The sequence below is a fragment of the Acinetobacter sp. 161(2023) genome, from assembly GCF_037027805.1.
Lineage (GTDB): Bacteria > Pseudomonadota > Gammaproteobacteria > Pseudomonadales > Moraxellaceae > Acinetobacter.
Genome location: NZ_JAZEYD010000018.1, coordinates 16,721 through 39,378, shown reverse-complemented (window position 1 = coordinate 39,378; position 22,658 = coordinate 16,721). Strand labels below are relative to the sequence as shown.

Here is a 22,658-nt window from a genome sequence, read left to right as displayed (position 1 = left end):
ATAAGCCTCTTAAAGTGTGGTTTTCTTACCATTAACTGTCAGAGAAATGCTGTATTTATGATTTGGCTGATATGTAAAATTATTAATCGAGTAACTTCGTGCCTGCTGCGAAAGAATATAACCGTTTACGGTATTTACTTTAATGGGGTAACTTTTATTCGCTGTTGTATCAACTAGCATTAAGTCATTTAAGAGTGCATGCCGATTTCCAATATTACTCATATTTAAAGACGGTGCTTCCTGATGAGTATCAATTTTCCAAGTCAGTTGAGTAATTGCGTCTTTATTGACTACAAATACGGGTAATGATGAGCGAAGTAATACATTTACTCCTTGTGCTGCTTTACGACTATCAATCGGTTTTGGTAATTCATCAATAATAATACGATAGGTTTTTTCACCAGAAATGGGTGCTGGATTAATTCTAACTACACGCAAGTTGTAAGAGTCATTAGACTGTAATTTTAAAAATGGTGGACTAATTGCAATCTCATCTGTAGCTGTTAACTGATCTTGCCCATTTTTTTGAGTCCATTCAAATACGCGAATCTGTAAATCAGCGCTTTCATTTGACTGGTTATATAAACTAATTGAAGAAGCATTTTGATGACTTAATATTTCTACATTCACAGGCGAAAGACGGATTGTAGCGGCGTTAATAGAGCTAGAAAAAGATAAGAATAATCCCGTAATAATAATGATATTTTTTTTCATGATTTACTCAAATATAACTTTTTTTAATGTGTTAGCCCTTTCAAAAAGAGCTAACAATATTTCTAATTTATAAAAATTAATAAGTTACTGTTACGGTTACAGTGTCAACATAGCTACCAGCACTCGGCAACGCTGAACCAGCAGGAATACGACCATATACGTTTACTGTTTGTACTGCGCCGCTACCAGTTCCACTATAGGCTGTTGTTGCAATGCCGATTGCAGTGGCACGCCCTGTATCTGAGAAGAGGTTATAAGGAATAAATTCGTTACTTGTTGCTCCACCAATCATACGTCGTTGGGTCGTTTGAGCATTTTTACCGCCATCAAAAGCTAATGTCCACGGTACAGTATTGTTACAAAGGACTTTGATTGAAGTACCCCCTGTCGTTGTTGTATCCGCATCTTCATTGGTAGCTAGAGAACTAAAAGTACCAAAGTCTAAAACTGCATTTGTTGTCGTCCCTGTTGCAGAGGTATTAAGGACACAACTATTTGTTATTGCCGCCTTAACTGTTAATGTCCCCGTTGCTGTAGCGGCATTTGCTGCATTAAGAGAAAATAATCCAAGAGCAATTGCTGAGAAATAAAAAAAAGTCTTTTTCATGGCTAAAACCTTTTAAACTAAATTGTCGAATTAATAGATATAAAAAAATTAACTCTTATCCTTACAATCATTTTTATTTGACTGCTCTTTTAAAGCTTATTTTTCATCCTATTTTAGACATCATACATAAAAATAATAAAAATGCATGTCTTTGTTATTGCTTTAGTTTCTATTTAATAAAATATAATTACTCAATTTAACAATAAAAAAACAAAAGTTAACATTAAAAAATATAACTATTTGATTTAAATAATTTTAATAAAATTAATTTAAAATTTATTTGCTAAATTTTAAATAAATATGTCAAAAATTTGATTATTTTTATTATTAATTATAAAAAAGCAAACTTTACCTATCCTATCTTTCATCTTAATCGTTTCAGCTATTTTATTTTTATGAGATTTAAAAGATATCTTTTAAATAAGTCATTAAAGTCTTTAACTTAAATAAAATTACTTATAGGAAATTAATAATTTAAATTTTGACTGGTCCATATTCTTAAATTTATATAAAAAATAAAGGCCTCATAAGAGACCTTTATTAAGTAATTTTAAATAATTAAACGCTTAACATACTATTTAAAGTTTCAGAGACGTTTTTCGACTTCACTTTAGGTTGCAATGCTTGCAAAGCTTGTTGCACTTGAGTACGTTGAGGCTCTGCAAGTGTGTACCAACGCGACAATACCTGTAACAGGCGTGAACCTAAAATTGGGTTCTTTTCATCTAGATATTGAGCAAGGTTAATAAAGTGAGCTACACCAAAGCCCCAAGTGTTTTCAGGGTTATTTGATACCCCTCCACTCACCGCACGAATACGGTTTGGAGTTGTTAAATCATAGTCTGGATGTTGAGTCAGGTACTCGATTGTTTCTGCTGTCGCATTTGGGTTTGCTGCCTGAATCATAAACCATTGATCTAAAGATAAAGCTTCATCTTTAAAGCGTTCATAGAAATCAGCAAGTGCATCTTGAGCTTGAGGTGCATTTTGCCAAACCAATACACGTAACGCCCCTAAGCGTTCAGACATATTACCTGTGTTTTGATATTGCACGTGTGCAAGTTCAAATGCAGTTTGATCACCCTGACGAGCCATCATCATCAGCATGATGTTCTTTAACGCACGCACTCCCATTGCCAAAGAAAACTCTTTTTGCAGGTCTGGGTCAAGTGTAAGGTAAGTATCTTTCCAGAATGAACCTAACTCTTGCGCCAAACGATTCAGCAAGGCTTCACGTTTTACATGAATATCGGCTGGTGCATAGTTCTGATCGATACGACTACCTACGTAACCTTCACTTGGCACATCAAATAAACGTGATGCTAAAAGCGGGTCACGACCAACTAGCTCAGGTAAAGTGCTTTGAATGGCTTGAATGTAAGCATCAGCAGAATGGTCTTCTAACAAAATACGCTCAAGCAAGGTTTGGGTTGCTTGCCATTGGTTAAAACCATTCGTTTCGTGCTGAATTAAGAATGCCAACTCTGCATCGGTATAATCAAATGCAAGATTTACAGGAGCTGAGAAATTACGAAGTAGCGACACCACTGGTTGCTCAGTCACGCCAGTAAATTCAATGCTTGCCTCATCTTGATCAAACAAATACACGCCATCTTTAACATCGTTTACAAATAAGCTGTCACTGTGCAATGTATATTGCTCACCTGTTTTAGCATTAAAGAGTGCTAAAGCCACAGGAATTGGAACAGCTTTTAAATTTGGGTATTTAGGATGTGCTTTCAGGCTTTGTTTAAAGCTTAAACGGTAAGTTTGTGCTGCTGCATCATATTCACCTTTTGCTTCAAGCTTTGGTGTACCTGGTTGGTTATACCAAGTTAAGAATGCAGATAAATCTACACCAGAACCCGCTGTTAAAGCAGCAACCCAATCTTCTACAGTTACAGCTTGTCCATCATGACGGCGGAAATATTCATCGGTTCCTTGACGGTATTTTTCTTTACCGAGTAAGGTCGACATCATGCGGTTAATTTCCGCACCTTTTTCATAAACAGTTGCCGTATAGAAGTTATTAATTTCTACGAAGTGGTCTGGACGTGGCGGATGCGATAATGGACCTGCATCTTCAGGGAACTGATGAGATTTAAGCACAGCAACATCATCAATACGTTGAACCGCAGCAGATTGTAAATCTTCTGAGAAAGATTGATCACGGAATACGGTTAAGCCTTCTTTTAAGCAGAGTTGGAACCAGTCACGGCAAGTAATACGATTACCTGTCCAGTTATGGAAATATTCATGGGCAATCACAGACTGCACACGCATAATCGCTGCGTCAGTCGTATATTCTTCATCGGCAAGTACACATGACGTATTAAAGATATTTAAACCTTTATTTTCCATTGCACCCATGTTGAACTGACTTACCGCAACAATCATATAATTGTCGAGGTCATACGCACGGCCATAGTGTTCTTCATCCCAACGCATTGAATGCTTTAATGCTTCCATCGCGATATGGCATTTTGGAATGTCTTTCTCAATTGCATAAATTTCTAAAGCAACATCCCGCCCTTCAGACGTCGTATAACGATCTTTAAGTACAGCTAAATCACCAATGACACAAGCAAACAAATAGCTTGGTTTTTTAGTCGGGTCTTGCCAGATCGCAAAGTGACGGTTTTCGCCAACTTCACCTGTTTCTAGCAAATTACCATTGGCAAGTAATACTGGATATTTTTTGTCAGCTTCTACACGGGTTGTAAAGACAGAAAGTACATCTGGACGGTCTGGGTAGAACGTAATTTTGCGGAAACCTTCAGGTTCGTTTTGGGTTACAAACAACTCATCGGCTTTATATAAACCTTCTAATTGAGTATTGGTTTCCGGATGAATAATGACCTGTGTTTGTAAAATGACTTCAGCTGGTGCGTTAGTGATCACCAATTGCTCACTATCGAGTGAATATTGTGCAGAAGTAAGAATTTGTCCATTTAACTGAACAGATTGCAACTCAAGATCACGACCAAGCAAAACCAGATCGCCCTCAGTTTGGCGCTTCATGACAAGTGTTGAATCAACAATCGTTTTATCATCATATACTTGAATATCAAGATTAATTGATTCAACTAAAAACGCAGGTTTTTGATAATCTTTTAAATAAACTGTTTGATCTGCCTGAACTGGAGGCTGCGCCGCAATATTCATCTTTATTCCTTATATACTCGTCTAAAACGGCAGTATGAGTCGCCATGAAATATCATACGCCAAGTCATACATACTGTATTTGCTTACCTTTATAAAATTAATGGGACTTCATTGATACATTTCAAATTAGAATCTGGTTTTATTAGCACAGATTAGACCAAATTTACGATAATCGTTGTTTATATAAGCAATCTATACAATAAAAATAAAACACCTTTAGCTTTTAACATTTTTTAGAATCAGCTTACATTTTGGGCATGGTTCTTGCCTATTTAAATAGACCAATATGGGTATTTCAATAAGAGCAAGAGGTGTCAATATGGAATTAAAAGCACATTTTCATCGTTTAGAAAATATTAAAGCGATTCATGATTTACACGCAGCAGGACTCGATCACCATGTGATTGCGGTGTTCTTAACTGCGGAAGGTATTTCTATAACGGCTCAGGAGGTTAGCTCCATTGTGAATACTTACGATGCACTAGGCAAAGTAAAATTACCAAGTAAAAAAGTACAGGCACTTATTAATGCCAAAAAACTTGGACAAAATGATGAGAACTTGCCGTGCCCTGTTTAATCAACAATTTAACTCGAGATAAAGACCTAAAATTCTCACATAGATTTTAGGTCTTTTTATTTTAACAACAAACGCAACTAGCAATCTCAGCCATATACAGTACGGCTGTGTATAATAGCCCCCATCATTTTTTATTTTATGTTCGGAGCAAAATGGCCTTACAAATTCTACAGAAACAACTGGATGAAAGTAGCCATTGTCCTCTCTGCCAAGCTTCAATGTATTGGGTAGATGCCGAGCAATTTGAACAAGACATTCAATTTCATGAATGCAGTCATTGTCAGCACCGCGTATTTAAAGATGAAAAAATGACGTGCCACTGTGAAACGTGTACCAAACAACGTAAAAAGCTTTTACAGCAAACACGTCTACAAGAACAACGCCAATTTAAATCAAAAGAGCAGCCACAACGCAGTCTGGAACAGCTCAGTTTTTTGCATAAACTTTTCTTGCTGAGTCTACTTGATGAATATGCGCGTGAAGAAATCACTCATGATGAATATATTCATTGGGACAAAATTAAATATCATCACATCACGCCTAACTGGATGTTTCAGAGCTATTTAATTAAACAGTTGCATAAAGATGGCATTTTGAATGCAAATGATCAAACTGATGACCCACAGTGTTTTTATTTAAATATTCGTTTAGATGGCTACAGCGATCCAAGTCTATTTAGTGTGGCTCAGCAACTACGTAATTGGTTTTATGAAAATTTAAGTTACGGCGTTCCCTTTCGTAGTGCAGATGAAGTTAAAGATGTACTTTTTCAGGTGCTCTATCAAGAAATTATTCAGTTCATGCAATTTTATTGTCGAACTTGGAGCATCCAGATTGCTGGGAATTCAAATTTCCAAAGCTTTTGCTACCGCTTAATGGAATCATTGGCGATTGGGCAGATTTATTATCTCGTACAAACTGCACTCGAATATCTATATAAGCAAAAAGTTTTACAGCCTCGCAATGAGAAATTTATTAATACCAATCTATTAAAGAAAACTTTAGAGCAATATCGAGAGAGAGCCTTAGCTGAAAAGTGGGAGACCTCAATGCTGCCGCGTCCTCACAATATTCCTTACAGTAAAATGAGTTATATTTTGCTTAACCGCTTCTTAGGTTATGACGAACAGATATTTGTACAACCGGTATGGAAAGCATGGCGAAAAATTGAACCACGTTTAAATTTTTACTCAGTTAAACGTTGTATGCATTGTGGTTCAAATGATTTAACTGTTGATTATGATGCGGCAGATTATGTTTCTTTAATTTGCCAAAAATGTAAGCATCAAGACCACTATTTTACCCACTAAATCTATATCACTTTAGCTTACTCGGGATAATAATATGACATCGACATCTAGTTTGATTGAACAGGTCATTGAAGCTTGGCACAACATGCAGGCAAAAACGCCTCTTGTGCAATGTATTACTAATAGTGTTGCAGCTAACTATACAGCCAATGTATTACTCGCTTCTGGTGCTTCACCTGCGATGATTGATAATCCTTATGAAGCAGAAAGCTTTACCAAAATATCATCGGCCTTGAGCATTAATTTAGGCACCCCGACTTCAGAGCAAATGCAGGCCATGCAAATCTCTGCAAAAACAGCGCAACTTAATAACATTCCGTGGGTGCTTGATCCGGTGGGCTATGGACCAGTTTTAGCTTGGCGCAGTCAAATGACAGATGAACTTTTACAATTTAAGCCTAGCGTTATTCGTGGTAATGCATCAGAAATCAGTACGCTTGCAGGTAATCAAGTCCAATCTAAAGGTGTTGATAGTACCCTGAGTAGTGATGATGCCTATCGACAGGCTTACGCGCTATTAGTACATACAGGCTGTATCGCAATTTCAGGTGAGTCCGATTACATTTTATCTAAAGAACTAGATGTCGTTATCCAAGTTAACGGCGGCAGCCCCTTACAACCCAAAATTACAGCAACTGGTTGTGCTTTAGGTGCATTAATAGCTGCATATAGTGCGGTAACGACGCCAACCATTGCAGCGCTTTCAGCCCATGTACATTTTTCAATTGCGGGTAAACTTGCTGCCAATCAGGCACAAACCATGGGAAGCTTTAGTAACATCTTTATGGACTATATTCATATGTTAGATGCCAACCTGATTGAGCAATATGCAAATATAAAACTATTAGGTTTAAAGGCATAACTGCAAGTTATGCCTTTATCAAACTACTCTCATTTTAAAAGTAAGTAGATATCTGTAATAAGGTCACATTCTTTCACATCATGCACAAAATTATGATAATGAAAGAAAACTGGATATTCCCCTGCTTCTTCGGGTTGCTCAGGTAACCAGTTTCTAAAGATGTAATAAACACTATCTTTAATCTGGTCGTGGCTACCCAAATGTCTTACGGTCGCATAACGACCCGCAGGAATTTCTCCTGTTTGTACGCCGTAACGATTTTCGGGTACAGCCTTTTCAATTGAACCAGCAATATCAAATCGAAACTCGTCAGACGGAGTCTGCTCAGGGTCAGCAAACGGAATCCCATAAGTTCTAGACTTGGTCACGGGCGACAAACCTGTTTCTTTACGCCAAGCAATAAAACGTGCAGCGGTTTCAAAGACTTTATCTGGACTGCCTAAATGCGACAGATAGGCAATCTTTTCAGCAGGACGCTCAACAATATTTACATTCATTTTTAGCTCACTTTTTGGAAGTGTAAAAACAAACTTCTGGTGCCAGGATTCCCAATCCGGTTTATCTCTAAAAGCCCGCGGAGTTTGATCAAATGAACGCTTAAATGCACGAGTAAATGCCTCTGGACTGTCAAACCCTGCTTGCAATGCAATCTCAATAATTTTGAGTTCAGGTTCAAAAGCCAATTGAAAAGAGGCCCGCTTTAAACGAGAAAGTTGAATAAACTTCATCACATTTAAACCAATATGAACGGCAAAAATACGATGAAAATGAAATTTGGATAAGGCCGCAATCTGGCTTAATCGGTCAACATCTAAATCTTCATCTAAATGTCTTTGAATATAATCGCAAACCAGTTGCAGCTTTTGGATATATACAGCCATACATTCATGTCTGTTCATTCGATAGCACTACTTTTACATAGTGCTGATCTCTATTCTTGATCGAAATTGCGCTTTTTAGTGTTATACAACTTGCTTGAAATAATCTTCTCTTGGCATATCGACAAGCTCAACGCACAATTGAATTTCTTTATTAAACTCTTGTTGTAGATATTTTTTATTGCTGAGTGCCGTTAATAACTGATCACCCATTAGCTGTTTTTGTTCGTCAGTTCTTCCAGACAAAATATAAACTTTTACATGAATATAAGCTTGATCAGCCCCTAAGCCAATGAGGAAAACCTCGTCTTTACGCGCACGGCTTTTAATGTCTTCTGGACTAAATAGCTCTGTCTCAATCAGTGTGGTATTAATTTCTTCAAGTAATTGTTTTGCGTTTAATCCAGTTAAGTTTTCTGAATAATCAACTACAACGTGCGGCATAGCCACCTCAATTTATGTAATAAGTAATTAAGCTAATTAAACTTTACTCAATAAATAATAAAGCTAATCGAACCTGATCATATCCCATTCGAGGACTGGTTGCTTCAACGATTGGTCTTAGTTTGATCGAACCATCATCAGAAAAATGATCTGGGTTTTGGCGCTTTTTCAGCTTCTTATAAATTTTTCGGATTTCTTCGACTACTTCTTCACCCGGATGGGCAACCGAAATATCCAGTTTTTGTTCTTTATGAAGTCGTGCTAAATGATTAATGATGGTTGCTGGTGTCAGACCACGCTCATGCGCGATGTCTTCAATTTCATAACCTTCTTCAAACAATGCACGTGTCTCATCTAGAGTTGCCGTAGCGTAATTTTGCTTTCCACCTTTTGCGATTTTTTTCTCATTACGAGAAATCTCGGTTTCATTTAAAGTTCCCCCACAATGACGAATAAATGCTTTGTGCTGGGCGGTTAAATCTACATCAGCAAAATTAACTTCGGCTTCTTTAGAAAGCTCTTGGAAACGGCGATCTGCTTTTACAGCCAAACTATCTAACTCTAAAGCTTGCTCGTTAATACCCAATAACTTTAAGCCTGTTAAAGATTTTAAACGCGACAATGCCACATAACCCTGACCTTTTTCAAAGGTGTTCGTGAGGTTAATTTCAGCAGCTTCTAAAGTCATACCTTGGCTTTTATGAATGGTAATCGCCCATGCCAAACGAAGTGGAATTTGCTGGAAACTTGCAATCACTTTGCCCGCTTCGTTTTCGACTGACCATGTTTCAGGCGCAACTAACAATGTCGTGCCATCGGTTAGTTTTACCTTTGGCAATAACCCGTTTTCATCATCTTCTTCAAAGCCAATAACTTCACCTAAACTCCCGTTGATATATCCCATATCAAAGTTGTTTTTTACAAACATGACTTTTGCATGTTTCTTTAAGGTGAGTTCTTCTGGTGCGCGTACCGAAGATTTTAAAGTTTCTACCAGTTTTTCATTACCATCTAAAACTGCATTAAATTGATGCCCTTCATTATCAATTTCATTTAAGTGCTGATAATTGATATTGTCGACATCCATATTGTGAGTATAAAGACGAGTAAAAGTCTCACCAATATCTTGCGAGCGTGATTGACGTAATGCGTGTAAATGATCTGATTGAATATTCTGCGCACGAATGGCATTTAAAATCTGATTTAGAATTTCATCATCTTGACGGTGTTGTTCCGTTAAATAACATACGCGAAATTTGGCTTCGACCCATGCATCAGACATAAAACAGAACTTGTCACGGTTGGCTTCACTATTACGCCCAACTGGTGGTAACTGAAAGAAATCTCCAGCTACAATGACTTGAATACCGCCAAAAGCTTCATCACTTTCTTTAAAATATTTTAAAACCTGATTGACCAGATTAAGCTGCTTAGCATGGAGCATCGAGATTTCATCAATGACGAGAACTTGCGCATTTTCAAGGTGTTCCTTGAGATATTTACGCTCTTTCATACGTTTTAGGTCATCGTCAGTTAACTGATCTTTAATACCGATGCCCGCCCATGTATGAATGGTCATGCCGTTCATATGCGTTGCAGCAATACCTGTAGATGCTGTAATAGCCACAGGCACTTTACGTGCTTTTAAGTATTGGATGTACTGATTAAGTGTATAGGTTTTCCCTGCACCAGCCGAACCGGTTAAAAAGACATTTTCACCTGCTTTAAGCAGTTTAAGCGCAGTTTCCTGTTTCATAATCTCATAAGTACATCTTCAACAGCCCATAGCTTAACGACTTTCCCGAAAAAATTAAATGAATGCGCCAGAATTTCTGTAAAATCATTATAAATCAACAACTAATAATAAAATAATATTTGGTAGGTTTTTGGTAGGTAGGAAAATAATCTTCACATCACAATACTAAGGCCATGGTGAGGCTCACCTGTAATAACAAACAATGGATTTATGGAAGAAGGAATCACTCCATGGCTTTTAAAAATATTGCAGATCAAACAAACGGTTTTTATATTCCATGCGTATCACTCTTTGGACCAGGATGTGCCAAAGAAATTGGTACGAAGGCACAAAACCTCGGCGCAAAAAAAGCATTAATTGTGACCGATGCAGGCTTATTTAAATTTGGTGTCGCAGATCTTATCGCAAACTATTTAACCGAAGCAGGCGTTGCAAGCCATATATTCCCAGGTGCTGAACCTAACCCAACCGATATTAATGTTCATAACGGTGTAAATGCCTATAACGAAAATGGCTGTGACTTTATTGTCTCTCTAGGTGGCGGATCATCTCATGACTGTGCGAAAGGGATTGGTTTAGTCACTGCTGGTGGTGGTCATATTCGTGACTACGAAGGTATTGATAAAAGCAAAGTGCCAATGACGCCGTTGATTGCAGTGAATACAACTGCTGGTACTGCATCTGAAATGACTCGTTTCTGTATTATTACCAATACAGACACTCACGTAAAAATGGCAATTGTCGACTGGCGTTGTACCCCACTCATTGCCATTGATGACCCTAAACTCATGATCGCAAAACCAGCTGGTTTAACAGCTGCAACGGGTATGGATGCGTTAACTCATGCAGTTGAAGCATATGTTTCTACGGCGGCAAACCCAATTACCGATGCGTGTGCAGAAAAAGCAATTACGATGATTAGCCAGTGGTTACAACCTGCTGTCGCAAATGGTGAAAACATCGAAGCACGTGATGCAATGAGCTATGCACAGTACTTAGCTGGCATGGCATTTAACAACGCATCTTTAGGTTATGTTCACGCAATGGCTCACCAGTTGGGCGGTTTTTACAACCTACCTCACGGCGTGTGTAATGCAATCTTGTTACCACACGTCTGTGAATTTAACTTAATTGCCTGCCCAGATCGTTACGCAAAAATTGCGGAGTTAATGGGTGTAAAAACTCATGGGTTAACAGTGATGGAAGCTGCGTATGCTGCTATTGATGCCATTCGTAAACTGTCTTCATCAATTGGCATTCCATCAGGTTTAAAAGAGCTAGGTGTGAAAAATGAAGACCTTGCGGTGATGGCAGATAATGCTCAAAAAGATGCTTGTATGTTGACCAACCCTCGTAAAGCTAATCATGCTCAAGTTGTAGAGATTTTTAAAGCAGCACTTTAATACTGATGTAATGACCTGTTCCTGTAGTAAGTCAAATCCCTCCGACCGTTGACTTACTTTTTGGGGAATACTTAGCTCCAGCGGTATTCCCTTTTTTTAAAAACTATATTCCAACCTTCTCTAAACCTGATTGACAATTCGCCCATTTCATTGAAGGATACTCTGCATGACTTAATTACAATAGCTCGATAACAATGAATACATCTTTAGCTACTCAAACTTATGTTCCAGATATTTTAGGTACTGGCTACGAACAGCTCACACTCAACTTTCCTAATGATTACGAAGGAAAAGTTGTAGCTACCCTAGTGCGTAAAAAGGCCGCTCAATCGACTCAAAAAGCCGTGCTGTATATTCATGGTTTTTTAGATTATTTCTTTCAAACTGAAATGGCCGAACAATTCAATACGCATGGTTATGACTTCTATGCCTTGGATTTAAGAAAATATGGCCGTTCAAAGCTACCTCATCAAATTTTCTATAATGTGCTTGATTTAAATGAATACGATGCCGAAATTACACAAGCATTAGAGATTATTGGCAAAGAACAGCACCCCCAAGTCTTGCTTGCAGGGCATTCGACAGGCGGTTTGACAGCAACGCTTTATGCTGCCCATAACCCAAACCACCCTCTGATTAAAGGACTTTGGGCAAACAGCCCGTTTTACGATTTTAATTTAAGCTTGGTCGAGAAAAAATTTGGTATTCCAGTACTCAGTCGAGTAGGAAAATATCTGCCAAAAGTTAAATTCCCAAGCCACCTGAACAAATGGTACGCTACCAGTCTTCATAAAAAATATAAAGGTGAATGGGACTTTAATCTGGACTGGAAACCTACCTCTGCGTCTACTGTTCAACTCAGCTTTCTACATGCGATTCATACTGCACAAAAAGAAATACATCGCGGGGTTAAACTCAATGTTCCCGCACTGATTATGCATTCTCATCAGACTAAAAACCCTAAAAAATGGGGAGCCGATGCAACTCAAAGCGATATCATTTTAGACGTTAAAGACATTGCCAAATTTGGTAAAAAAATGAAAGGCGATGTCTCTGTAGTTTCTATTCACAATGGATTGCATGATTTAGTCCTTTCGGCCCAGCCAGTACGAGAACAAGTCTATCAACAATTGTTTCAGTGGCTGGATCAAAAAATCAATTAACTGAGCTTAGGTGAGTCAAGGTATTTAATCAGCAATTGATGCGCGGGATGTTCGCTCGGTACTAACTCCATAAGACGTTCTACCGCATCGATTGCTTCAGGGAAATGAGCTAAATGCTTAAGTAATAAATCCGTTTCTTGCGTTTTAAAAATTGCATCGCTCAAACGCGATTCAAGGCAGTCACGCCATGCGCACAAAAACGGACTTTCCGTTTTTGCCAGAAACACACCTGTGTAAAGCTGCAAAGCCGAGGCTGCATATCCTGCATCCAGTGCTTGTTCCGCTTGTAAAAAATCGGCTTCAACATGTACCAGCAAACGATATGGACGTGAACCAAGTAAACCGCCCAAAATATCTCGTAGTTGAGACATTTCAGCTTTAAGCGTACCCATACTGACTTTACGTTCGCCATAGAGCGCCTGATAAAGATGCTCTAAAGTTAAACCATGTGGACATAACGCCAATATGGTTAAAATTTCAATTTGACGCGGTGTTAATAATAAACTTTTGCCATTAAATTTAACTTGCGGTGTCGAAAAAGCACGAATATTTAATTGTTGACGCTGCTGCTCTAGCAAAGCAGATTGAATAATGGACGCACAACGTTCAGCTGCCAATATTCCTAAACTATTATGATTTTTCCAAGTCGTCGATAAATCAACTACCCCAAGGGTTTGTTTTGAGTATGGATCGATAATTGGGGCTGCATAACACACCCAATCATGAATCGATTCCATATAGTGTTCATTTGAAAAAACACAGCTTGATTGTTGAGTTTTTAAAGATAAAGCCAAGGCATTAGTGCCAACAAATTCTTCACGCCACTGACCACCCTGCACAAAATGTACACGTTCAGCAGCGCTTTGCATTTGCGCACTTGTTGCCGTCCAAATGATCGTACTACCAATATCACCGACAGCAATAACCATTGAAGATTGCTCTGCAATATGACGTAAATCGCCAGCACACTGGCTTAAAGCCATATCTAAAGCATTTTGTGAAGCAGATTTTTTCTCGACTAAGGGAGCCGCAAAACGCTCTTTAGGAATCGCAGCAGAAGCTGATCGTTCCCACGAGCTTGCAATACTTTGGCCGAGTTTGGCAGCATTCTGAGGAGAGAGACTATTTTGCGTGCGCAGTTGATCAATCAACGTCCGTTGCTGCAATAAATCCTTTTTTGTGAACATTTGTAAATTCCTTATATATCCACATTTCTATTCCAACCTTTCTCCAACCTTCTTCTTTATATCCTAATTATACAAAGTACGAAAGTACCTACTGACAGGGTTCTTGTTAGTCTTTAGTCCTAAAAAGCAAAGGAATATTTATATGCGCTATATCGATCCAAATCAACCAGGCTCAAAAGTTCAATTTAAATCACAATACGAAAATTTTATTGGCGGTGAATGGGTAGCACCTATAAAGGGTGCATATTTTGACAATGTATCTCCTGTTGATGGAAAAGCTTTTACACGTATTCCGCGCTCTAGTGCCGAAGATATTGAGCTCGCTCTAGATGCAGCGCACAAAGCAAAAGCAACATGGAATAAAGCATCACCAACAGTACGCTCGAATATCCTTTTAAAAATTGCTGATCGTTTAGAAGCAAATCTTGAAATGCTTGCTGTTGCAGAAACTTGGGATAACGGTAAAGCAGTCCGTGAGACTTTAGCAGCAGACCTTCCACTTGCGATTGACCATTTCCGTTATTTCGCTGGATGTATTCGTGCTCAAGAAGGCGGCATCTCTGAAATTGATGAAGATACCATTGCCTATCATTTCCACGAACCACTCGGTGTGGTTGGCCAAATCATTCCATGGAACTTCCCAATTTTGATGGCAGCATGGAAACTTGCACCTGCTTTAGCGGCTGGTAACTGTGTTGTGATTAAGCCAGCTGAGCAAACGCCAGTGGGTATTTTGTTGGTGGCTGAACTGATCCAAGATATTTTACCACCGGGTGTCCTTAATATTGTCAATGGTTTCGGTTCAGAAGTCGGCCGACCGTTAGCGACAAACCCACGTATTGCAAAAATCGCGTTCACAGGTTCAACTCAAACTGGACAAATGGTGATGCAATATGCGACTGAAAATATTATTCCAGTTACCTTAGAACTTGGCGGTAAGTCACCAAACCTTTTCTTTGAAGATATCATGGATAAAGAAGATGACTTCTTAGAAAAAACGCTTGAAGGTTTCGCCATGTTTGCCTTAAACCAAGGTGAAGTATGTACTTGCCCTTCTCGTGCTTTAGTACAAGAAAGCATTGCTGATCAGTTCTTGGAAATGGCCGTCGAGCGTGTAAAACGTATTAAAACTGGTCATCCACTTGATACTGAAACGATGATTGGCGCACAAGCATCTCTACAACAGCAAGAGAAAATCTTACGTTGTATTAATACTGGTCGTGAAGAAGGTGCAGAACTCTTACTAGGCGGTAGTGGTCGTAAAGAAGTAGGTGATGGTTACTATGTCGATCCGACTATTTTTAAAGGTCACAACGGCATGCAAGTTTTCCAAGAAGAAATTTTTGGACCTGTACTTGCTGTGACAACGTTCAAAGACTTTGACGATGCAATTAAAATTGCCAATGACACCATGTATGGTTTAGGTGCAGGTGTATGGTCGCGTTCAGCTCATATTTCTTATCGTGCTGGTCGTGCTATTGAAGCTGGCCGTGTTTGGACAAACTGCTACAACATCTACCCTGCACATGCTGCATTTGGTGGTTACAAGAAGTCTGGTATTGGCCGCGAAAACCATAAGATGATGCTAGATCATTATCAACAAACTAAAAACTTGTTGGTGAGTTATTCAACTAAACCAATGGGCTTCTTCTAAGTTTCGCACCAAGTTGATACCAAACTATCAACACTAGTAAGAAGTAAGATGACTAATGATATAAGAAGCCAGTAATTTAGATTGCTGGCTTCTTTATTTATGATTGTTAAGCTTGAATTTTTATCATTTAGAACAAAAAAGCGCCGTCTACTCTCTGGAGTGCTTCATTTAGGCATTGCTTTTGCATTGATTCATACAAACCCACTCTCAGGAGTATTGTATGAATCAACCAGAAACAGCTTCCGTCATTTCTTCAAGCACAGAAGTCTCATCAGCAGAATATTTTGCTCAGCGTCAACTTAAACAAGGTACGGTTGGTTGGTTACTCCTGATTGGTTTAGGCGTAGCTTATGTGATATCGGGTGATTTTGCCGGCTGGAACTTTGGCATAGCCCAAGGTGGCTGGGGTGGTATGTTTATTGCCACTGCACTCGCTGCAATTATGTACCTATGCCTATGTCTCTCTATGTCAGAAATGTCCACCATGATGCCGACAGCAGGCGGCGGTTATAGTTTTGCACGTGCTGCCTTTGGACCTTTTGGCGGCTATTTAACAGGAACAGCCATTTTAATTGAATACGCGATTGCTCCTGCGGCGATTGCCGTGTTTATTGGTGGTTATTGCGAATCTCTATTTGGCATTAATGGCTGGATGATTTACCTCGCCTGCTACGCCATTTTTATGGGCATACATCTCAAAGGTGCTGGCGAAGCCTTAAAAATTATGTTCGCAATTACACTTGTCGCAGCTGTTGCTCTAGTTGTGTTTATTGTCGCAATGATTCCACATTTTAATACACAAAATTTGTTAGATATTCCTGTTGGCACAGCAGCTGGTGCAAGTCGTTTTCTACCTCATGGCTATTTAGGCATCTGGGCCGCTGTTCCTTTTGCAATCTGGTTTTTCCTTGCAGTTGAAGGTGTGCCATTAGCAGCCGAAGAAGCAAAAGATCCAGCCAAATCTCTCCCACGTGGTTTAATCGGTGCAATGCTCATATTAACGGCGTTTGCCATGCTCATTTTATTCTTGGGTGCAGGCGCAGCAGGTGCAAGTACTTTACAAAACTCTAGTGCTCCCCTCGTCGATGCTCTGGTTAAAGTTTATGGCACCCACACTTGGCTTGCGACTTTTGTTAACTTTGTTGGTTTAGCAGGTTTAATCGCGAGTTTCTTTTCAATTATCTATGCCTATTCACGTCAAATTTTTGCACTCTCTCGTGCTGGTTACTTACCTACTTCACTCTCTTTAACCAATAAAAATAAAGCCCCTTATCTTGCGATTATTATTCCGGGCATTATTGGGTTCTTGCTTTCACTCACCAAAGAAGGCGATTCACTGATTTTAATCGCGGTTTTTGGTGCCACCATTTCTTATGTGTTGATTCTTTTATCCCACATCAAGCTACGCCTATCTAAACCAGATATGCCTCGTCCTTATAAAACTCCCGGAGGAATCGTTACTTCAAGTATTGCCTTGGTTCTAGCAGTCGCTGCTGTAGTCGCGGGCTTTGTTGTTAATCCGAAAGTTTGGTTTATTGCTGCCGCTATTTATGTCGTATTTATTGCTTACTTTTTATTCTATAGCCGTTATCATTTAGTTAAAGGTACACCAGAAGAAGAGTTTGCAAATATTAAAGCCGCAGAACAAGAACTATAAAAAAGGATACAACTATGAGTTATCGCAATATTGTCGCCAATCAACAGTATCACTTTGCTGATTTGAAGACCTTAATGGCAAAAGCAACGCCGTTACGTTCAGGCGATGAGTTAGCAGGTGTAGCTGCCAGAGATGCAACCGAACATGTTGCGGCACAAATGACTTTGGCCGATGTACCGCTTAAAACTTTTTTAAATGAGGTTGTGGTCGATTATGAAACTGATGAGATTACCCGTTTAATTATTGATGAACATGATCTGGCAGCCTTTGCGCCTATTTCACACTTTACAGTAGGCGATTTTCGAAATTGGTTACTGGGAGAAGAAGCAACCGCACAAAGCTTAAAAGTATTAGCAGCTGGTTTAACCCCCGAAATGGTAGCTGCCGTCAGCAAAATTATGCGCAATCAAGATTTGATTTATGTCGCCAGCAAATGTGAAGTGGTTACCCAATTTCGTAACACGATTGGTCTAAAAGGCCATCTTTCTACTCGTTTACAACCGAATCACCCGACCGATGATGTACTCGGTATTTCTGCCAGTATTTTAGATGGCTTGATGTATGGCAATGGCGATGCCGTGATTGGCATTAACCCTGCAACAGATAACCTTCATAATTTGTCAGAGCTACTGAAATTACTTGACCATGTGATTCAGGAATATCAAATTCCGACTCAATCTTGTGTACTCACACATATCAGCTCAGGTATTCAACTGGCTGAAAAAAATGTGCCAATTGATTTAATGTTTCAATCAATCGCTGGCACCCAACTGGCTAATGAAGGTTTTGGAATTTCACTCGATTTACTACAAGAAGGATATGAAGCCACACTCGCACTCAAGCGTGGAACCATTGGACAAAATGTTATGTACTTTGAAACGGGTCAAGGCAGTGCCTTATCCAGCAATGCACATCACGGCGTTGACCAGCAAACATTAGAAACGCGTGCTTATGCAGTGGCCCGCAAATACAATCCGCTTTTGGTGAATACAGTTGTTGGTTTTATTGGCCCCGAATATCTTTTTAACGGCAAACAAATTATACGTGCGGGGCTAGAAGATCATTTTTGCGGCAAGTTACTCGGAGTACCAATGGGCTGCGACATTTGCTATACCAACCATGCGGATGCTGACCAAAATGATATGGATGTTCTTCTTACTCTATTTGGTGCTGCGGGCATTAACTTTATTATGGGAATTCCGGGTTCAGATGATGTCATGCTCAATTATCAAACGACCTCGTTTCATGATGCCCTCTATTTAAGACAACTCCTCGGTTTAAAACCCGCTCCTGAGTTTTCAGCTTGGCTTGAACAGCAAGGTATTTTTAAACAGCAAAACTCTCAAATTTGTTGGGCAGACCACATGCCTGACCAATTCTCTCGTCTGCTCATGAACTAGGGAGAACGCCATGAAACTGAACCGTGATATTCAATATCCATCAAGCACTCATCAAGACCAGTGGGAAAAACTCAAACAGTTTACTGATGCACGTATTGCTCTGGGCCGTGCAGGTTGTAGTATCCCAACACGCGCCTTACTTGAATTTCAGTTATCTCATGCACAAGCAAAAGATGCTGTTTATCAAGATATGGATGTTTCATATTTATCTGAGCAATTACAACAAAAGCAGCTTCAAAGCATTCATGTTCAAAGTAATGCCCCTAATAAGGAAATCTATCTTAAACGTCCTGATTTAGGACGTCAGCTTTCAGATCAATCAAAAGATTTTTTAATTCAGAAGTATGTAGAAGACCCTAAACAGTACGATGTTTGTATTGTGGTCGGTGATGGTCTCTCTGCAAGAGCGATTGAAGCAAATGCCATTCCACTCATTACAGCGCTAAGTGAACAAGTTGAGCAAGAAAACTGGACTCTTGCGCCCATTGCATTGGCAACAGGCAGTCGGGTTGCTTTAGGTGATGAAGTTGCTGAAATCTTTAAGGCACCCATGCTCGTGATGCTGATTGGAGAGCGCCCTGGTTTAAGCTCACCTGATAGTATGGGCATTTACTATACATGGAATGCATATTCAGGCTGCCTCGATGCGAAACGCAATTGTATTTCTAATGTCCGCTCAGCAGGTTTAAGTATTCCAGTTGCGGTACAACGTTTAATGGCATTAATGAAAAAATCCAAACAACTTGGCTTTTCGGGAGTGAATTTGAAAGATGAACATCAACTCTCAAATATAGACTGTACAGAGGCACCTAAACTTTTATTTTAATAGGCAGGTTAATGCATAGCTATGCCCTTAAACAGAAAATATCTATGCCTAACAACATCATTTTAACGAAAAATATCAATTTTCAGGTATTGACGATTTATATGGATATTTTCTTCTTTATATTTGTCGCTATACTCCACCTATTGATCTTCTATGAATCATTTGTATGAGCACAACAAACGCCTTCCCTAAAACTATTTATGCCATTCAGCATCTTGCTTTCGAAGACCTAGGTTCATTAGAAGATGTCTTTTATCAACTCGGATTTCGCGTCCGTTATTTTGAGGCGGGTGTAGATGATTTAACCCCTGCTTTTGCACATGAAGGTTTAACTATTATTTTAGGTGGCCCAATTGGTGTTTATGAAACTGACGATTACCCATTCTTAAAAGATGAAATCGCTTTACTCAAACAACGTTTAGCAGCTGACAAGCCTACTCTTGGCATTTGCCTAGGTGCGCAGCTTATTGCTCATGCACTTGGCGCAAAAGTATATGCAGGACATCAAAAAGAGATTGGTTGGGGTCCACTGAGCTTAAGCTTACGTGCTAATCAGGTTTTATCTGGTTTGCTTAATAATGTTCATGTTCTACATTGGCACGGCGACACTTTCGATCTTCCTGAAAATGCGGTGCTCTTAGCAAGCTCTGATATTTATACCAATCAGGCATTTGAAGTCGGTAATAATATTCTTGCCTTGCAATTTCACATTGAAGCGACTGAAGAACATTTTGAAAAATGGTTAATTGGTCATACCTGTGAACTTCGCCAAGCAAATATTTCAATTCCAAAACTTCGCGAGCAAAATACAGAATATGCATCTGCACTCGAACAAGCTGCGTTTGAAGTAATTCAAAAATTCTTAAAAAGAATTGGTTATAGTGCATAAATGAGCCGTTTCTAGTTTGCAACAAATATGACTTTTACTATCTAGTATAGTTTGATTATTTTTCAAACAAAGATAGTGCTATATTCTATTTTTAGAAACATTTCATGAAATTTTCAGTGTATTATTAATTTGTAACATAAAATATACGCTGATTTACTATGGATATCTGGAAGTTTATTAAAAGCTTTAATACGGTTAATACCTATCTCATGCTTTCAAGTATTCTTTTCATACTATTAGTTCTTTATTTTTATGTGATTAATCCCGCCTAAGCTAGTTTGCCCAGGAAGTGGAGTCATAAAAAAAGAATATGATGAGAAGACCTCCAAATAAAAAGCCCAACCTTACAGTTGGGCTTTTTATATCTGCTATTTATTCAAAACATATCGCTTGTCTTACTTTTTCTCAGGCTTAAAGCTATCTTTCAAGTCGAGAATACGGTTAAACACTGGTTTTTCAGGTGAATAATCATGTTGATCAGCAACAAAATAACCCTCGCGTTCAAACTGGAAACGATCTTCAGGACTCGCTTGTGCTAAAGCTGGTTCAATGACAGCTTCTAATACTTTTAGCGAATCCGGATTTAAGTTTGCCAAGAAATCATCACCTGTTTCTGGATCGGCTTCTGTGAACAAACGATCGTAAATACGTACTTCAGCAGGAATACCTTTAGTCGCAGATACCCAGTGAATTACGCCTTTCACTTTACGGCCTTCAGGATTTTTACCCAAAGTTTCAGGGTCAATCGAACATTTCAATTCAATCACTTCACCACTTGCATCTTTAATGACTTCATTACATTTAATGACATAAGCATGGCGTAAACGCACTTCACCATCAGGAATTAAACGTTTAAAGCCTTTTGGCGGTACTTCTTCAAAGTCTTTACGGTCAATATAGATTTCCTTAGTTAAAGGAATCACACGATCGCCCATATCCACGTTTGGATGGCGAGCATGCTTAAGATCCATATCTTCTGGTAAATTGGTTAAAGTCACTTTAAGTGGGCTTAAAACAGCCATACCACGTGCAGCTGTATTTTCCAAAGATTGGCGAATACAGAACTCAAGCATTGCAACATCTACAATACCATCAGTTTTTGACACGCCCACACGCTTACAGAAATCGCGTAAACCTTCTGGTGTAAAACCTCGACGACGCATACCCACTACTGTTGGCATACGTGGATCATCCCAACCATTCACATGGCCACCTTCCACCAATTTACGTAATTTACGTTTTGATGTAATGGTGTAGTCCACATTTAAACGTGAAGATTCATACTGATGTGGAACCGCTTGAGATTTTACTTTTTCTACAATCCAGTCATAAAACGGACGATGATCTTGGAACTCTAATGTACAAAGTGAATGCGTAATCCCTTCAATGGCATCAGACAATGGATGAGCATAGTCATACATTGGATAGATTTTCCATTTATCACCGGTTTGGTGATGCTCTGAATGCAATACGCGATATAAAATTGGGTCACGCATGTGTACGTTTGGGCTTGCCATATCAATTTTGGCACGTAAAACTGCTTCACCCTCTTTAAATTCACCACTACGCATTTTTTCAAAGCGCGCAAGGTTCTCTTCAATAGAGGCATCACGGTATGGTGAATTTTTACCAGGTTCAACAAAATTACCGCGGTTTAACCTAATTTCTTCTGGAGATTGTAAATCCACATAAGCATCGCCTTGCTCAATGAGTTGAACAGCCCATGCATATAATTGATCAAAATAACCTGATGCATAGCGTGGCTCACCATTCCAGTTAAAACCAAGCCATTTCACATCGTTAGCAATACCGTCAACATACTCTTGTTCTTCAGCATCAGGGTTTGTATCGTCAAAACGTAGATTACATAAACCATCAAACTCTTCAGCTACACCAAAGTTTAGGCAAATTGCTTTTACATGACCAATATGTAAATAGCCATTTGGTTCTGGTGGAAAACGCGTTACGATCTGCTTTGCACGACCAGCAGCCAAGTCTTCAGTAATAACTTGGCGAACAAAATCTAAGCCAGCCTGTTGTTCTTGCTGCACAGAATCGACAGAGGCATGAGTATTCGGTGTCGGGTTATTTGGCAGGCTCGAGACAACATCATTAGGCTTCATAGTGTATCAATCACTTCTTTGTAGATAAAATTTCGAAAAATTT

The 22,658-nt window shown here is 39.1% G+C and carries 18 protein-coding genes; 10 read left to right on the top strand and 8 right to left on the bottom strand.

The window, feature by feature from the left end; translation table 11 throughout:
• Positions 1-9: 9 nt before the first annotated feature.
• The 3 genes from WA249_RS16470 to pepN all read right to left on the bottom strand — a co-directional run bounded on the left by WA249_RS16470 (position 10) and on the right by pepN (position 4,486).
• Complete coding sequence (locus tag WA249_RS16470) at positions 10-714, bottom strand: fimbrial biogenesis chaperone (protein ID WP_336170302.1); 705 nt, start codon at positions 712-714, stop codon at positions 10-12.
• A 76-nt stretch (positions 715-790) separates the two neighbouring features.
• Entirely contained in the window at positions 791-1,321 is a 531-nt protein-coding gene (locus WA249_RS16465; RefSeq protein ID WP_336170300.1) for a Csu type fimbrial protein, read from the bottom strand.
• A 558-nt stretch (positions 1,322-1,879) separates the two neighbouring features.
• Positions 1,880-4,486, bottom strand: a complete 2,607-nt coding sequence (gene pepN, locus WA249_RS16460; protein WP_336170297.1) for an aminopeptidase N — start codon at positions 4,484-4,486, stop codon at positions 1,880-1,882.
• 319 nt (positions 4,487-4,805) lie between these two features.
• On the opposite strand from pepN, the gene WA249_RS16455 reads away from it, so the two are divergent.
• From WA249_RS16455 to thiM, 3 genes are all read left to right on the top strand, one after another.
• Positions 4,806-5,063: a hypothetical protein gene (locus tag WA249_RS16455; protein ID WP_336170295.1), complete on the top strand. Its 258-nt coding sequence runs from the start codon at positions 4,806-4,808 to the stop codon at positions 5,061-5,063.
• A 152-nt stretch (positions 5,064-5,215) separates the two neighbouring features.
• Positions 5,216-6,373, top strand: a complete 1,158-nt coding sequence (locus tag WA249_RS16450; RefSeq protein WP_336170293.1) for a hypothetical protein — start codon at positions 5,216-5,218, stop codon at positions 6,371-6,373.
• A gap of 34 nt (positions 6,374-6,407) precedes the next feature.
• Positions 6,408-7,235 carry a hydroxyethylthiazole kinase gene (gene thiM, locus WA249_RS16445; protein WP_336170291.1) on the top strand — a complete coding sequence of 276 codons (828 nt, stop codon included), beginning with the start codon at positions 6,408-6,410 and terminating at the stop codon, positions 7,233-7,235.
• Between the two features lie 29 nt (positions 7,236-7,264).
• Here thiM and WA249_RS16440 read toward each other — a convergent pair whose 3' ends face one another.
• The 3 genes from WA249_RS16440 to WA249_RS16430 form a co-directional block, all read right to left on the bottom strand.
• The gene (locus WA249_RS16440; protein WP_336170392.1) at positions 7,265-8,116 is read right to left on the bottom strand and encodes an AraC family transcriptional regulator; all 852 of its coding nucleotides are present in this window, start codon (positions 8,114-8,116) and stop codon (positions 7,265-7,267) included.
• Between the two features lie 81 nt (positions 8,117-8,197).
• Entirely contained in the window at positions 8,198-8,557 is a 360-nt protein-coding gene (locus WA249_RS16435) for a 5-carboxymethyl-2-hydroxymuconate Delta-isomerase (protein WP_217486672.1), read from the bottom strand.
• Positions 8,558-8,600: 43 nt separating this feature from the next.
• Complete coding sequence (locus tag WA249_RS16430) at positions 8,601-10,313, bottom strand: AAA family ATPase (RefSeq protein WP_336170287.1); 1,713 nt, start codon at positions 10,311-10,313, stop codon at positions 8,601-8,603.
• A 230-nt stretch (positions 10,314-10,543) separates the two neighbouring features.
• On the opposite strand from WA249_RS16430, the gene mdh reads away from it, so the two are divergent.
• Together mdh and WA249_RS16420 are read left to right on the top strand one after the other, a co-directional pair.
• On the top strand, positions 10,544-11,716 hold the full coding sequence (gene mdh / locus WA249_RS16425; RefSeq protein WP_336170286.1) for an iron-dependent methanol dehydrogenase: 1,173 nt from the start codon (positions 10,544-10,546) through the stop codon (positions 11,714-11,716).
• A gap of 194 nt (positions 11,717-11,910) precedes the next feature.
• On the top strand, positions 11,911-12,879 hold the full coding sequence (locus WA249_RS16420) for an alpha/beta hydrolase (RefSeq protein WP_336170284.1): 969 nt from the start codon (positions 11,911-11,913) through the stop codon (positions 12,877-12,879).
• Here the strand turns inward: WA249_RS16420 and WA249_RS16415 are convergent.
• Positions 12,876-14,066: a helix-turn-helix domain-containing protein gene (locus WA249_RS16415; protein WP_336170282.1), complete on the bottom strand. Its 1,191-nt coding sequence runs from the start codon at positions 14,064-14,066 to the stop codon at positions 12,876-12,878. The genes WA249_RS16420 and WA249_RS16415 overlap by 4 nt on opposite strands.
• Positions 14,067-14,208: 142 nt before the next feature.
• Between WA249_RS16415 and exaC the strand changes: the two genes are divergently transcribed.
• The 5 genes from exaC (at position 14,209) to WA249_RS16390 (ending at position 20,492) form a co-directional block, all read left to right on the top strand.
• Positions 14,209-15,720, top strand: coding sequence for an acetaldehyde dehydrogenase ExaC (gene exaC / locus WA249_RS16410; protein ID WP_002119354.1), 1,512 nt, complete (start codon positions 14,209-14,211; stop codon positions 15,718-15,720).
• 220 nt (positions 15,721-15,940) lie between these two features.
• On the top strand, positions 15,941-17,377 hold the full coding sequence (gene eat / locus WA249_RS16405) for an ethanolamine permease (RefSeq protein ID WP_336170280.1): 1,437 nt from the start codon (positions 15,941-15,943) through the stop codon (positions 17,375-17,377).
• A gap of 14 nt (positions 17,378-17,391) precedes the next feature.
• Positions 17,392-18,777 carry an ethanolamine ammonia-lyase subunit EutB gene (locus WA249_RS16400; RefSeq protein WP_336170279.1) on the top strand — a complete coding sequence of 462 codons (1,386 nt, stop codon included), beginning with the start codon at positions 17,392-17,394 and terminating at the stop codon, positions 18,775-18,777.
• A gap of 10 nt (positions 18,778-18,787) precedes the next feature.
• The gene (gene eutC, locus WA249_RS16395) at positions 18,788-19,603 is read left to right on the top strand and encodes an ethanolamine ammonia-lyase subunit EutC (protein WP_336170277.1); all 816 of its coding nucleotides are present in this window, start codon (positions 18,788-18,790) and stop codon (positions 19,601-19,603) included.
• A 166-nt stretch (positions 19,604-19,769) separates the two neighbouring features.
• The gene (locus WA249_RS16390) at positions 19,770-20,492 is read left to right on the top strand and encodes a glutamine amidotransferase (RefSeq protein ID WP_336170275.1); all 723 of its coding nucleotides are present in this window, start codon (positions 19,770-19,772) and stop codon (positions 20,490-20,492) included.
• 395 nt (positions 20,493-20,887) lie between these two features.
• Here the strand turns inward: WA249_RS16390 and WA249_RS16385 are convergent, their stop codons facing one another.
• On the bottom strand, positions 20,888-22,615 hold the full coding sequence (locus WA249_RS16385) for a glutamine--tRNA ligase/YqeY domain fusion protein (RefSeq protein ID WP_336170273.1): 1,728 nt from the start codon (positions 22,613-22,615) through the stop codon (positions 20,888-20,890).
• Positions 22,616-22,658 lie beyond the last annotated feature (43 nt).